A 12396-nucleotide genomic window follows, 5' to 3' on the forward strand; every position below is an offset into this window, starting at 1 on the left:
CCGTTCGTTTTAAATATATATTACCAAACGTATGCTACTACTTCTCCACCAGTTTGTAATTGACGAGCGTCTTTGTCTGTCATTACTCCCTTAGATGTAGAAACAAGAGCGATACCTAATCCGTTAAGTACACGTGGTACTTCATCAGCTTTAGCGTAAACGCGTAAGCCAGGTTTACTGATACGTTTTAATCCAGTGATTACACGTTCATTGTTTGCACCATATTTCAGGAAAATACGAAGGATACCTTGTTTGTTATCCTCGATGTATTCTACATCACGAATGAAACCTTCACGTTTTAAAAGTTCAGCGATCTCTTTTTTGATTTTAGAAGCAGGAACCTCTAATTTCTCATGACGTACCATGTTCGCATTACGGATGCGAGTAAGCATGTCTGCAATTGGATCTGTCATCACCATGTGTTTTACCTCCTTCCCATTTGTGGGTTTTACCAACTAGCTTTTTTAACACCAGGAATTTGACCTTTATATGCAAGTTCACGGAAACAAATACGGCAAAGCTTAAATTTGCGGTATACAGAATGCGGACGACCGCAGCGTTCGCAACGTGTATACTCTTGTACTTTAAACTTAGGAGTACGCTTTTGTTTCGCTATCATAGATTTTTTAGCCACGTTTTCGCCTCCTCTACTTAGCGTTGGCTTCCATTATTTTTGGAATGGCATACCGAATTGTGTTAAAAGTTCACGAGCTTCTTCATCAGTTTTCGCTGTAGTAACGATTACGATGTCCATACCGCGGACTTTGCTTACTTTATCATAATCGATCTCAGGGAAGATAAGTTGCTCTTTAACACCTAATGTGTAGTTCCCACGACCATCAAATGATTTCTTAGAAACACCACGGAAATCACGTACACGTGGTAAAGAAACTGATACTAATTTGTCGAAGAACTCATACATGTGCTCGCCGCGTAAAGTTACTTTCGCACCGATTGGCATACCTTCACGAAGACGGAAACCAGCGATTGATTTTTTAGCACGAGTTACAACAGGCTTTTGACCTGCGATTTGTGTTAATTCTTCTACTGCATTGTCTAAAGCTTTTGAGTTAGATACCGCGTCACCAACACCAGTGTTGATTACGATCTTTTCGATTTTCGGTACTTCCATCACAGATTTATAGTTAAACTTGCTCACTAGAGCAGGAGTAATTTCCTTTTGGAACTTCTCTTTAAGGCGATTCAATGAAGTGACCTCCTTTCTTAAGAAAATTATTTATCTAATAATTCACCAGATTTTTTTGCAATACGAACTTTTTTACCATCTTCTACTTTGAAGCCTACGCGAGTAGGTTCACCTGTTTTCGGATCTAAAATCATAACGTTAGAAACGTGAATAGGTGCTTCTTTAGTAATAATTCCACCTTGTGGATTTAATTGAGATGGCTTAGAGTGTTTTTTAACGATGTTAACACCCTCAACGATAACACGGTTTTGCTTTGGGAAAGCCACAAGGATAACGCCTTGTTTTCCTTTGTCTTTTCCAGTGATTACCTGTACTTTATCACCTTTTTTTACATGCATCTTAATTCTGCACCTCCTTAGCAAGGCAATACCTTAAATTATAGAACTTCTGGAGCTAAAGAAACGATCTTCATGAAGTTGCTATCACGTAATTCACGAGCTACTGGTCCGAAGATACGAGTACCACGTGGGCTCTTATCGTCTTTAATGATAACCGCTGCGTTTTCATCAAATTTGATATAAGAACCGTCCGGACGACGAGCTCCGCTCTTCGTACGTACTACTACTGCTTTAACAACGTCACCTTTTTTAACAACGCCACCTGGTGTTGCTTGTTTTACCGTAGCAACGATAATATCACCAATGTTAGCATATTTACGACCAGAGCCGCCTAATACTTTAATTGTTAAAAGTTCACGTGCACCAGAGTTGTCAGCAACTTTCAAACGAGATTCTTGTTGGATCATGTTATGAAACCTCCCTTCGGACTAAAAATTCCGATTCGTCTATTTAGATAATAACCGCTTCTTCAACGATTTCAACTAAACGGAAACGCTTAGTAGCAGAAAGCGGGCGAGTTTCCATGATTTTAACGATATCGCCAAGTTTCGCTTGGTTTTGCTCATCATGGGCTTTGTACTTTTTAGAATACTTAACACGTTTTCCGTACAAGGAATGAGTTTTGTAAGTTTCAACTAAAACTGTAATCGTTTTGTCCATTTTATCAGACACAACACGACCAGTATAAACTTTGCGTTGGTTACGTTCGCTCACTATGCAAACCTCCCCTCAATTTATCGATTAATTCCGATCTCTCTTTCACGAACTACAGTTTTCATACGAGCAATCGCTTTACGCACTTCACGGATGCGAGTTGGATTCTCTAATTGTCCTGTAGCAAGTTGGAAGCGAAGATTGAATAATTCTTCCTTTAAAGCTTTAACTTTTGTTTCGATTTCGGCAGTGGTTAGTTCACGAATATCATTAGTTTTCATTAGATTCACCACCATTTTCTTCACGTTTTACGAATTTACATTTCACAGGTAACTTGTGAGCTGCAAGACGTAATGCTTCGCGTGCTACCTCTTCAGATACACCCGCGATTTCAAACATAATTTTCCCAGGTTTTACTACTGCTACCCAGCCTTCTGGTGCCCCTTTACCGGAACCCATACGTACTTCTAGAGGTTTTGCAGTGTAAGGTTTAGAAGGGAAAATTTTAATCCATACTTTACCGCCACGTTTCATGTAACGAGTCATTGCACGACGAGCAGCTTCGATTTGACGGTTTGTAATCCATGAAGCAGCTTGTGCTTGTAAACCGAATTCACCGAAAGCAATTTCAGTTCCACCTTTTGCACGACCACGCATTTTACCACGATGCTCTCTACGATATTTTACGCGTTTTGGCATTAACATATTATTTTCCTCCTTCCTCAGAAGCTTTCTTTTTTGTAGGAAGGACTTCTCCACGGTAGATCCATACTTTTACGCCTAATTTACCGTATGTTGTATCAGCTTCAACTGCTGCATAGTCAATATCAGCGCGAAGTGTATGAAGTGGAACAGTTCCTTCACTGTAAGATTCTGCACGAGCGATATCAGCTCCGCCAAGACGACCAGAAACCTGTGTTTTAATACCTTTAGCACCTGCACGCATAGCACGTTGAATAACTTGCTTTTGTGCACGACGGAATGATACACGGTTTTCTAATTGACGAGCGATGTTTTCGCCTACTAATTTAGCGTTAAGATCAGCTCTCTTAACTTCTAAAATATTGATGTGTACACGCTTGCCTGTTAATTGGTTAAGAGCTTTACGAAGTGCTTCAACTTCTGTACCACCTTTACCAATTACCATACCAGGTTTTGCAGTGTGAATTGTAACATTTACACGATTTGCTGCACGTTCGATTTCTACTTTAGCAACAGCAGAATCTTTTAAGCGTACAGTAATGTACTCACGGATTTTGATGTCTTCATGTAATAATGTAGCGTAATCTTTCTCAGCGAACCAACGAGATTCCCAGTCACGGATAACACCGACACGAAGACCAATTGGATTAACCTTCTGACCCATCGATTATCCCTCCTTCTTTTCTGATACCACAACTGTGATGTGGCTTGTGCGTTTGTTAATTTGGCTTGCACGACCCATTGCACGTGGACGGAAACGTTTCAACGTTGGACCTTCGTCAACGAAAACTTTTTCAACAACTAAGTTGTTAATATCCATCTCATAATTGTGCTCTGCATTTGCGATTGCAGATTTTAAAACTTTTTCTACAACTGGAGAAGCAGTTTTTGGTGTGTGGTTAAGGATAGCAATCGCTTCACCCACTTGCTTACCTCGGATTAAGTCTACTACTAAACGAACTTTACGAGGAGCAATACGAACTGTTCTCGCTACTGCTTTAGCTTGCATTGAAGTGCCTCCTCTCATTATCTTCTAGTTTTCTTATCGTCAGCAAGGTGACCTTTATACGTACGAGTTGGTGCGAATTCACCTAACTTATGGCCAACCATATCCTCAGTGATGTACACAGGTACGTGTTTACGACCATCATATACAGCGATTGTGTGTCCGATGAACTGAGGGAAGATAGTTGAACGGCGAGACCAAGTTTTAACAACTTGTTTTTGCTCAGATGCAACTAATTTTTCCATTTTGCTCATTAAGTGATCATCGACAAATGGTCCTTTTTTTAAGCTACGAGCCATTTTGGTGCCTCCCTTCGTGATTGGCGTACGGTTCTTGAAGCGAACCGTACTACAATCCCATTATTTTTTACGACGACGAACGATAAATTTATCAGACGCTTTGTTTTTCTTACGAGTCTTGAATCCAAGAGTTGGTTTACCCCATGGAGACATTGGAGACTTACGTCCGATTGGAGAGCGTCCTTCACCACCACCGTGTGGGTGATCAACCGGGTTCATTACAGAACCACGAACTGTTGGGCGCTTACCTAACCAGCGAGAGCGACCTGCTTTACCGATTTTGATAAGTTCGTGTTGTTCGTTACCAACTTGACCGATTGAAGCGCGACAAGCAGATAATACAAGACGTACTTCACCAGAAGTTAAACGTACAAGTACGTATTTTCCTTCTTTACCAAGTACTTGAGCAGATGTACCAGCAGAACGAACTAATTGTCCGCCACGACCAGGCTTAAGCTCGATGTTATGAACAACAGTACCTACTGGAATGTTGATTAATGGTAATGCGTTACCGATTTTAATGTCAGCTTCAGGGCCAGACATAACTTCCATACCTACTTCTAAAGTTTTAGGAGCAAGAATGTAACGTTTTTCACCGTCAACGTAGTTAATTAATGCGATATTCGCAGAGCGGTTTGGATCGTATTCGATCGTAGCAACGCGTCCTGGAATTCCATCTTTGTTACGCTTAAAGTCGATGATACGGTATTGACGCTTATGTCCGCCACCTTGATGACGTACAGTAATTTTACCTTGGTTATTACGACCAGCCTTTTTGCTTAAAGGAGCAAGTAAAGACTTTTCCGGTCTGTCAGTCGTGATTTCAGCGAAATCATTCGTAGTCATGTTACGACGACCGTTAGTAGTTGGATTATACTTTTTAATTCCCATCTCAATTTCCCTCCTTCTTTAGTAAGAATTAAACGCCTTGGAAGATTTCGATTTCTTTGCTGTCAGCAGTTAGCTTAACGATTGCTTTACGACGACGGCTAGTAAAACCAGCGTGACGACCAACACGTTTTGCTTTCGGCTTGTAGTTCATGATGTTTACTTTGTCTACATTAACACCAAAGATCGCTTCGATAGCGTCTTTAACCTCTGTTTTATTAGATTTAACGTCCACGTCGAACGTGTATTTTTTTTCAGCCATCATTTCCATAGAACGTTCAGTGATAACTGGGCGCTTAATGATATCACGAGGATCTCTCATTATGCAAGCACCTCCTCTACTTTTTCCACTGCCGCTTTTGTCATGATTAGCTTATCATGATGAAGCACATCTAGCACATTTACGCCATCAGCAGTGATTACTGTTACTCCAGGGATATTGCGAGCAGATAACTCTACAGATTCGTTTGCATCAGCAGTTACGATAAGAGCTTTCTTCTCAACAGTTAATCCTTTAAGTACTGCTACCATGTCTTTTGTTTTTGGTGCATTTAACACTAGGTCTTCAAGAACTACAATGTTGTTCTCAACTACTTTAGTAGCTAATGCAGATTTGATCGCTAAACGACGAACTTTCTTAGGAAGTTTGTACGCATAGCTTCTTGGTGTAGGTCCGAATACCGTACCACCACCACGCCATTGAGGAGAGCGGATAGAACCTTGACGAGCACGTCCAGTTCCTTTTTGACGCCATGGTTTACGACCACCACCGCGAACTTCAGAGCGAGTTTTTACTTTGTGTGTACCTTGACGTAAAGATGCACGTTGCATCATTACAGCTTCGAAAAGTACAGCTTCATTTGGTTCGATACCGAAAATAGCTTCAGCTAATTCGATTTCACCAACCTGTGAACCAGTTTGGTTATATACAGTAACTTTTGGCATTGGAATTCCTCCTTCCTATTGTGAATTATTTGCTAACCTTCACAGCGCCTTGAACAACTACAAGAGATTTCTTAGCACCTGGAACGTTACCTTTTACTAGTAATAAGTTGCGCTCAGTGTCAACTTGAACGATTTCTAAGTTTTGGATAGTAACTTGGTCTCCACCCATACGTCCAGCAAGTTTTTTACCTTTGAATACACGGTTCGGAGCAACTGGCCCCATTGAACCTGGACGACGGTGATAGCGAGAACCATGAGACATAGGTCCGCGAGATTGTCCGTGGCGTTTGATAACACCTTGGAAACCTTTACCTTTAGAAATTCCTGTTACGTCAACGATTTCACCTGCAGCGAAAACTTCAACTTTTACCTCTTGACCAACCTCTAATCCGTCCACGTCTGCATCGCGGATTTCGCGAATGAAGCGCTTAGGAGTTGTAGATGCTTTAGCAGTGTGGCCTTGTTCAGGTTTGTTAGTTAACTTTTCACGTTTGTCTTCAAATCCTAACTGAATTGCGTTGTAGCCATCAGTTTCAGTTGTTTTCTTTTGAAGAACAACGTTTGGATTAGCAGCGATTACCGTTACTGGGATTAACTCACCGTTCTCAGCAAATACTTGAGTCATACCGATCTTTCTTCCTAAGATTCCTTTGGTCATGAGTTACACCTCCTACATTTTTAAGTTATATAATTTATAGTTTGATTTCGATATCTACACCAGACGGTAAGTCTAAACGCATTAATGAATCTACTGTTTGTGGAGTAGGACTCACGATATCGATTAAACGTTTGTGTGTGCGCATTTCGAATTGCTCACGAGAATCTTTGTACTTATGAACAGCACGAAGAATTGTGTAAATAGTCTTCTCAGTTGGTAATGGGATCGGACCAGAAACTGTTGCCCCAGAACGCTTAGCTGTTTCTACAATTTTCTCAGCTGATTGATCAAGAATACGGTGATCATAAGCTTTTAAACGGATACGAATTTTTTCTTTTGCCATTATTTTCCCTCCTTCGTTCGCCTATTTCTAAAATAGACCTTCTCCATGGAAATTTCCCCACACCATGCCATGGCAAAGCGGCCGGGTGTGTCAGCAACCTTCCACTTCATCGCAGTCAAAGACCAACATTGTCTATTATACAATGTTATTCGTCTAGATGCAAGCATCTTTTTGTTTGCATCTGCTTTTCTCTACTTTTGCTATTATACATGGCACTTTAAAGAATTTCAAGTTTTCATCTCACAGAATTCATTTTACAGTTTCTGGATTTTGGTTTTATTGATTTTGTATTACTATAGAAGAAACTCGTCAAAATATAAAAAAATCATTTCATTCATTATATAAATACAAACAAAAAACCCAAGGGAAAATCCCTTGGGTTTTTTTATATCAGTTAAGATTACTCAACGATAGTAGCAACTACACCGTAACCTACTGTACGTCCACCTTCACGAATAGAGAATTTAGTTCCCTCTTCGATAGCGATTGGAGCGATAAGTTCGATAGTCATTTCGATGTTGTCACCAGGCATTACCATTTCAGTACCTTCTGGTAATTGGATGATACCAGTTACGTCAGTTGTACGGAAGTAGAACTGAGGACGGTAGTTAGCGAAGAATGGAGTATGACGTCCACCTTCTTCTTTAGATAATACGAAAACTTCAGCTTTGAATTTAGCGTGTGCTTTTACAGAGCCAGTTTTAGCAAGAACTTGTCCACGTTGGATGTCTTCACGAGCAACCCCACGAAGAAGAGCACCGATGTTGTCTCCAGCTTGAGCTTGGTCAAGAAGCTTACGGAACATTTCTACACCAGTTACAGTTGTAGAAGCATTCTCTTCAGCAAGACCGATAATTTCTACTACGTCACCAACTTTAACGATTCCGCGCTCTACACGACCAGTTGCAACTGTACCACGACCTGTGATAGAGAATACATCCTCGATAGGCATTAAGAATGGTTTGTCAGTTTCACGTTCTGGAGTTGGGATGTAAGCATCAACTTCAGTCATTAATTCGATGATTTTTTCTTCCCACTCAGCTTCTCCTTGAAGAGCTTTAAGAGCAGAACCTTTAATTACAGGAATATCGTCGCCTGGGAATCCGTATTCAGATAATAGGTCGCGAACTTCCATTTCTACTAATTCTAATAATTCTTCGTCGTCTACCATGTCGCATTTGTTTAAGAATACAACGATGTAAGGAACACCTACTTGACGAGAAAGAAGGATGTGCTCACGTGTTTGAGGCATTGGGCCATCAGCAGCAGATACTACTAAGATACCGCCGTCCATTTGAGCAGCACCAGTGATCATGTTTTTAACATAGTCAGCGTGACCTGGGCAGTCAACGTGTGCATAGTGACGAGTTTCAGTTTCGTACTCAACGTGTGCAGTTGAGATTGTGATTCCGCGCTCTCTTTCTTCTGGAGCAGCGTCGATTTGATCGTATCCGCGTGCTTCAGCACCACCAGCTTTTGCAAGAACTGTAGTGATCGCAGCAGTTAATGTAGTTTTACCATGGTCAACGTGGCCGATTGTACCGATGTTAACATGGGGTTTAGAACGTTCGAATTTAGCTTTAGCCATTCTAAATTCCTCCTTAGTTTATATGGGTTATTTTATATTTAGACTAGAAAGTGAAACTTACGTCCCACTTTCTAAGCTTACATAAGTAGTTATACTTGAACAATCGATAAAAATCAATTATTCACCTTTATTTTTTTTAATAATTTCTTCAGAAACAGACTTCGGTACTTCTTCATAATGATCAAATGTCATTGAGAATGTTCCGCGTCCTTGAGTGTTAGAACGTAATGCCGTTGCATAACCGAACATTTCAGAAAGTGGAACCATAGCGCGAACAACTTGAGCGTTACCGCGAGCTTCCATACCTTCTACACGTCCACGACGAGATGTTACGTCGCCCATAATGTCACCCATGTACTCTTCAGGAATTACAACTTCAACTTTCATCATTGGCTCAAGAATTACTGGGCTACATTTAGAAACCGCAGCTTTAAGTGCCATAGATGCAGCGATTTTGAACGCCATCTCAGATGAATCGACATCATGGTAAGAACCGTCAACTAACGCAGCTTTAATGTCAACTAGTGGATAACCAGCTAGTACACCATTTTTAAGTGAGTCTTCAAGACCCGCTCCAACAGCTGGGATGTATTCACGTGGAACTACACCACCGACGATTTTGTTTTGGAATTCAAAACCTTTACCTTCTTCATTAGGTTCAAACTCAATCCAAACGTGACCGAATTGTCCACGACCACCAGATTGACGAGCGAACTTACCTTCAACTTTCGCAGCAGCGCGGAAAGTCTCACGGTATGCTACCTGAGGAGCACCAACGTTTGCTTCCACTTTGAATTCACGACGCATACGGTCAACGATGATATCAAGGTGAAGTTCACCCATACCCGCGATGATTGTTTGGCCAGTTTCTTGGTCAGTGTGAGCACGGAATGTTGGATCTTCTTCAGAAAGCTTAGATAATGCTGTACCCATTTTATCTTGGTCAGCTTTAGATTTTGGTTCGATAGCTACAGAGATAACTGGCTCTGGGAATTCCATAGACTCAAGGATAACAAGACTCTTCTCATCACAAAGAGTATCACCAGTAGTAGTATCTTTTAAACCTACAGCAGCAGCGATATCACCAGCGTAAACTGTTGATATCTCTTCACGGCTGTTAGCGTGCATTTGTAGGATACGACCTACACGCTCACGCTTACCTTTAGTTGAGTTTTTCACGTATGATCCAGAGTTTAACACACCAGAGTACACACGGAAGAACGTTAACTTACCAACATAAGGGTCAGTCATGATTTTGAATGCTAAAGCTGCGAATGGTTCTTCATCGCTAGACTTACGTTCGATTTCTTCCTCTGTATCCGGAAGAGTACCTTTGATAGCTGGTACATCTAATGGAGACGGTAGGTAGTCGATAACTGCGTCTAACAGAATTTGAACACCTTTGTTTTTGAATGCAGAACCACAGATTACTGGGAAGAATTCTACAGAAGTTGTAGCCTTACGGATACCAGCTTTAAGCTCTTCTATAGTGATTTCTTCACCTTCTAGGTACTTCATCATCATTTCTTCATCAAGCTCAGCTACCGCTTCAATAAGTTTTCCACGGTATTCTGCAGCTAATTCTTTGTGCTCTTCAGGAATTTCGACACGCTCGATGTCTGTTCCTAAATCGTTACCGTACATGTAAGCACACTCTTCAACAAGGTCAATGATACCATTGAACTCGTCTTCAGCACCGATTGGTAACTGAATTGGATGTGCGTTTGCTTGTAAACGATCGTGGATTGTTCCTACAGAGTATAAGAAATCTGCACCGATCTTATCCATTTTGTTAACGAATACGATACGAGGTACACCGTAAGTAGTAGCCTGACGCCAAACAGTTTCTGTTTGTGGTTCTACACCAGATTGTGCATCAAGTACTGCTACCGCACCATCAAGTACGCGTAAAGAACGTTCTACTTCTACTGTGAAGTCTACGTGTCCTGGAGTGTCAATGATGTTTACACGGTGACCTTTCCATTGAGCTGTAGTTGCAGCAGAAGTAATTGTGATACCACGCTCTTGCTCTTGCTCCATCCAGTCCATCTGAGATGCACCTTCATGAGTTTCACCGATTTTATGAATACGTCCTGTGTAATACAGAATACGCTCAGTTGCTGTTGTTTTACCAGCATCGATGTGAGCCATGATACCAATATTACGAGTGTTTTCTAAAGAGAACTCTCTAGTCATTTGGTGTCTTGCTCCTTCCATATATGGATTGGATTATTTTATTTTAAGTAGCAAAAAAGCCACTTTATATTGTTACATATGCCAGTGTCTTGTACCCTCATTATGTAAAACGAGCGCCCAACGAAAGGGAGAGGCATTCTCCCTCTCCACACTTCCATAAGCGACAAATAAAGCGGTTTATGCTTACATTTATTTTACGTTGAATCCTACCAACGGTAATGAGCAAATGCTTTGTTAGCTTCTGCCATTTTATGAGTGTCTTCACGTTTCTTAACAGATGCACCAGCATTGTTAGCTGCATCTAAGATTTCGTAAGCTAGACGCTCTTCCATAGTTTTTTCACCACGAAGACGAGCATAGTTTACTAACCAGCGAAGACCTAAAGTTGTACGGCGTTCTGGACGAACCTCAACTGGAACTTGGTAGTTAGCACCACCAACACGACGAGCGCGTACTTCAAGAACAGGCATGATGTTCTTAAGAGCTTGCTCGAATACTTCCATTGGTTCTTTATCTGAACGTTCACGAACGATATCGAAAGCGTTATAAAGAATTGTTTGAGATTTACCTTTTTTACCGTCAACCATCATTTTGTTGATTAGGCGTGTTACTAGTTTCGAATTGTACATTGGATCTGGTAACACGTCACGTTTCGCAACAGGTCCTTTACGAGGCATATTGAGTTCCTCCTTTCATTATAAGTTTATTATTTTTTAGCAGGTTTTGGTCGCTTAGTACCATATTTAGAACGTCCTTGCATACGTTTGTCAACACCAGCTGTATCAAGCGCTCCACGAACGATGTGGTAACGTACCCCTGGTAAATCCTTTACTCGACCACCGCGAATTAATACTACGCTATGCTCTTGTAGGTTATGACCGATACCTGGGATGTAAGCTGTAACTTCAATACCGTTTGTTAAACGTACACGAGCGTATTTACGTAACGCTGAGTTAGGTTTCTTTGGAGTCATTGTACCAACACGAGTACATACACCACGTTTTTGAGGTGCAGAGATATCAGTTGATTTTTTCTTTAAAGAGTTAAAACCTTTGTTTAACGCAGGTGATTTAGATTTCCATACTTTATCAGTACGACCATTTCTCACTAATTGGTTAATAGTAGGCATTTGATTATCCTCCCTTCGCATGTTTGTATGACCACATATCCAGGTGGTTCATTATTAGTTGAAAACAAAGTTTTTGCAAGGAAGAGCAAATGCTCTCTCCTCACAAAAACAGTTTTAACTTATTATTCCTATTGCTGAAGCTCCCACTTGAATCCCCGAAACTTTTCCAAGCTTACGAACTGATTCAACTTTGGTTATGGGTATGTTATGTTGCAAGGCGGTACGAATGATAACATGGGTTAACCGCACGTCAGCATCTTCCGCAATAACAACTTCTTTAACTATACCATTTTTGATTGCTTCCAATGTTCGTTTATGACCAACGACTACATTTTCAGCATTTGACACTTTTTGATAAGACATATAAATATCCTCCAAAGCATCGTTCAGGAGCAACCTTGATTATAGTAACATTTTGACTCATACAATGTCAACTAGGATTA

21 protein-coding genes are annotated in these 12396 nt (G+C 40.8%); all 21 read right to left on the bottom strand.

The features are described from left to right. Positions 1-20 precede the first annotated feature (20 nt). Entirely contained in the window at positions 21-419 is a 399-nt protein-coding gene (gene rpsH / locus BAQ49_RS24020; protein WP_000245511.1) for a 30S ribosomal protein S8, read from the bottom strand. Between the two features lie 29 nt (positions 420-448). Further along, the gene (gene rpsN, locus BAQ49_RS24025; protein WP_001085700.1) at positions 449-634 is read right to left on the bottom strand and encodes a 30S ribosomal protein S14; all 186 of its coding nucleotides are present in this window, start codon (positions 632-634) and stop codon (positions 449-451) included. 33 nt (positions 635-667) lie between these two features. Beyond that, complete coding sequence (gene rplE / locus BAQ49_RS24030) at positions 668-1207, bottom strand: 50S ribosomal protein L5 (RefSeq protein WP_071747340.1); 540 nt, start codon at positions 1205-1207, stop codon at positions 668-670. Between the two features lie 26 nt (positions 1208-1233). Beyond that, entirely contained in the window at positions 1234-1545 is a 312-nt protein-coding gene (rplX, locus tag BAQ49_RS24035) for a 50S ribosomal protein L24 (protein ID WP_000558200.1), read from the bottom strand. 38 nt (positions 1546-1583) lie between these two features. Then, positions 1584-1952, bottom strand: coding sequence for a 50S ribosomal protein L14 (rplN, locus tag BAQ49_RS24040; RefSeq protein WP_000615912.1), 369 nt, complete (start codon positions 1950-1952; stop codon positions 1584-1586). Between the two features lie 43 nt (positions 1953-1995). Continuing rightward, positions 1996-2259: a 30S ribosomal protein S17 gene (gene rpsQ, locus BAQ49_RS24045; protein WP_000004106.1), complete on the bottom strand. Its 264-nt coding sequence runs from the start codon at positions 2257-2259 to the stop codon at positions 1996-1998. 20 nt (positions 2260-2279) lie between these two features. Continuing rightward, a complete protein-coding gene (gene rpmC / locus BAQ49_RS24050; protein WP_000855718.1) occupies positions 2280-2480 on the bottom strand; it encodes a 50S ribosomal protein L29 in 201 nt (66 codons plus the stop codon). Beyond that, on the bottom strand, positions 2470-2904 hold the full coding sequence (gene rplP, locus BAQ49_RS24055; protein ID WP_000928969.1) for a 50S ribosomal protein L16: 435 nt from the start codon (positions 2902-2904) through the stop codon (positions 2470-2472). Before rplP ends, rpmC begins: the two co-directional genes overlap by 11 nt. Before the next feature lies 1 nt (position 2905). Continuing rightward, on the bottom strand, positions 2906-3565 hold the full coding sequence (gene rpsC, locus BAQ49_RS24060; RefSeq protein ID WP_000529958.1) for a 30S ribosomal protein S3: 660 nt from the start codon (positions 3563-3565) through the stop codon (positions 2906-2908). Positions 3566-3568: 3 nt separating this feature from the next. Then, the gene (rplV, locus tag BAQ49_RS24065; RefSeq protein WP_001148024.1) at positions 3569-3910 is read right to left on the bottom strand and encodes a 50S ribosomal protein L22; all 342 of its coding nucleotides are present in this window, start codon (positions 3908-3910) and stop codon (positions 3569-3571) included. 17 nt (positions 3911-3927) lie between these two features. Continuing rightward, positions 3928-4206, bottom strand: a complete 279-nt coding sequence (rpsS, locus tag BAQ49_RS24070; protein ID WP_000124454.1) for a 30S ribosomal protein S19 — start codon at positions 4204-4206, stop codon at positions 3928-3930. Between the two features lie 60 nt (positions 4207-4266). After that, a complete protein-coding gene (gene rplB, locus BAQ49_RS24075) occupies positions 4267-5097 on the bottom strand; it encodes a 50S ribosomal protein L2 (RefSeq protein WP_000511584.1) in 831 nt (276 codons plus the stop codon). Positions 5098-5125: 28 nt separating this feature from the next. Then, positions 5126-5416, bottom strand: a complete 291-nt coding sequence (gene rplW / locus BAQ49_RS24080) for a 50S ribosomal protein L23 (RefSeq protein WP_001205557.1) — start codon at positions 5414-5416, stop codon at positions 5126-5128. Next, positions 5416-6039, bottom strand: a complete 624-nt coding sequence (gene rplD, locus BAQ49_RS24085; RefSeq protein WP_001127261.1) for a 50S ribosomal protein L4 — start codon at positions 6037-6039, stop codon at positions 5416-5418. Before rplD ends, rplW begins: the two co-directional genes overlap by 1 nt. A 25-nt stretch (positions 6040-6064) precedes the next feature. Continuing rightward, the gene (gene rplC / locus BAQ49_RS24090; protein ID WP_000160209.1) at positions 6065-6697 is read right to left on the bottom strand and encodes a 50S ribosomal protein L3; all 633 of its coding nucleotides are present in this window, start codon (positions 6695-6697) and stop codon (positions 6065-6067) included. Positions 6698-6731: 34 nt separating this feature from the next. Continuing rightward, positions 6732-7040, bottom strand: coding sequence for a 30S ribosomal protein S10 (rpsJ, locus tag BAQ49_RS24095; RefSeq protein ID WP_001040595.1), 309 nt, complete (start codon positions 7038-7040; stop codon positions 6732-6734). A gap of 400 nt (positions 7041-7440) precedes the next feature. Further along, a complete protein-coding gene (gene tuf / locus BAQ49_RS24105; protein WP_048374300.1) occupies positions 7441-8628 on the bottom strand; it encodes an elongation factor Tu in 1188 nt (395 codons plus the stop codon). Between the two features lie 117 nt (positions 8629-8745). Further along, positions 8746-10824, bottom strand: a complete 2079-nt coding sequence (fusA, locus tag BAQ49_RS24110) for an elongation factor G (protein ID WP_000196380.1) — start codon at positions 10822-10824, stop codon at positions 8746-8748. 206 nt (positions 10825-11030) lie between these two features. Next, positions 11031-11501 carry a 30S ribosomal protein S7 gene (rpsG, locus tag BAQ49_RS24115; protein ID WP_001137492.1) on the bottom strand — a complete coding sequence of 157 codons (471 nt, stop codon included), beginning with the start codon at positions 11499-11501 and terminating at the stop codon, positions 11031-11033. 29 nt (positions 11502-11530) lie between these two features. Further along, positions 11531-11953: a 30S ribosomal protein S12 gene (rpsL, locus tag BAQ49_RS24120; RefSeq protein WP_001142341.1), complete on the bottom strand. Its 423-nt coding sequence runs from the start codon at positions 11951-11953 to the stop codon at positions 11531-11533. Positions 11954-12067: 114 nt separating this feature from the next. After that, on the bottom strand, positions 12068-12316 hold the full coding sequence (locus BAQ49_RS24125; RefSeq protein ID WP_000121833.1) for a 50S ribosomal protein L7ae-like protein: 249 nt from the start codon (positions 12314-12316) through the stop codon (positions 12068-12070). Between the last annotated feature and the right edge of the window lie 80 nt (positions 12317-12396).

It is taken from the genome of Bacillus proteolyticus, from assembly GCF_001884065.1.
Taxonomy (GTDB): Bacteria; Bacillota; Bacilli; order Bacillales; family Bacillaceae_G; genus Bacillus_A; species Bacillus_A proteolyticus.